The organism is Sulfuricurvum sp. IAE1 (assembly GCF_004347735.1).
In the GTDB taxonomy this organism is placed as follows: Bacteria; Campylobacterota; Campylobacteria; order Campylobacterales; family Sulfurimonadaceae; genus Sulfuricurvum.
The window spans coordinates 1-1,114 of record NZ_SLTI01000019.1 but is presented as its reverse complement, the minus strand read 5'-3'; the positions used below and the strand labels follow the sequence as shown (position 1 = coordinate 1,114).

Sequence of the window (1,114 nt, the reverse complement as noted above, 5' to 3'; positions counted from 1 at the left end):
GATATAGAGACTGAGTACAAAGAGCTTGATGGAAATCTCTGGCATATAAAATATCCGGTTAAAGGGACCGATGAGTTCGTTGTTGTTGCAACAACCCGTCCTGAAACAATGCTTGGTGATACAGGCGTTGCTGTAAATCCTGAAGATAAAAGGCACAGCCGCCTTATAGGTAAGACAGTAATCCTTCCCCTGATGAACAGGGAGATCCCGGTGTTTGCTGACAGCTATGTTGACATGGAGTTCGGCTCAGGATTTGTGAAGGTTACTCCCGCACACGATCCCAATGACTTTGACATGGGCAAAAGGCATAACCTCGAAGAAGTTATTATCATGAATGAAAACGCCGTGATCAATGAAAACGGCGGAGAATATAAAGGACTCGACAGGTACGAGGCGCGTAAGCGCGTTGTGGCTGATCTTGAAAAGCTTGGTTTGCTTGAAAAGGTTGAGAAGCATGTTCACTCTGTTGGGCACTGCTACAGGTGCAACACTGTAATTGAACCCTACCTTTCAAAGCAGTGGTTCGTGAAGATCAAGCCCCTTGCTGATGAGGCGATTAAAGTTGTTGAGGATGGAAAAGTCAGGTTCGTTCCTGGTAACTGGGCAAAAACATATTTCGAGTGGATGTACAATATCCGCGACTGGTGTATATCGCGTCAGCTCTGGTGGGGACACAGAATTCCGGCTTTCTACTGCGATGAGTGCGGTGAACTTAGCGTCACAATGGATGACCCGGATAAATGCCCGAAGTGCGGCTCAAAGAATATCAGGCAGGATGAGGATGTTCTGGATACATGGTTCTCCTCCGCGCTCTGGCCTTTCTCAACTATGGGGTGGCCTGATAGCACTCCTGAACTGAAAAAATATTATCCCACAAGCGTGCTTGTTACAGGGTTTGATATAATATTCTTCTGGGTTGCAAGGATGATCATGACAGGTGTGAAGTTCATGGATGACATCCCGTTTAAAGATGTTTATATTCACGCGCTTGTACGTGATGAACACGGGCAGAAGATGAGCAAGTCCAAGGGGAATGTAATTGATCCTCTTATTATGATTGAAAGCTATGGTACAGATGCATTCAGGTTCACCCTTGCAGCTTTTGCTGCTCAGG

1 protein-coding gene is annotated in these 1,114 nt (G+C 46.1%); it reads left to right on the top strand.

Annotated elements, in window-relative coordinates; genetic code table 11:
- Nucleotides 1–1,114, top strand: a 1,114-nt coding sequence (locus E0765_RS03540) for a class I tRNA ligase family protein (RefSeq protein WP_165921650.1), incomplete at both ends; no start/stop codon positions are given.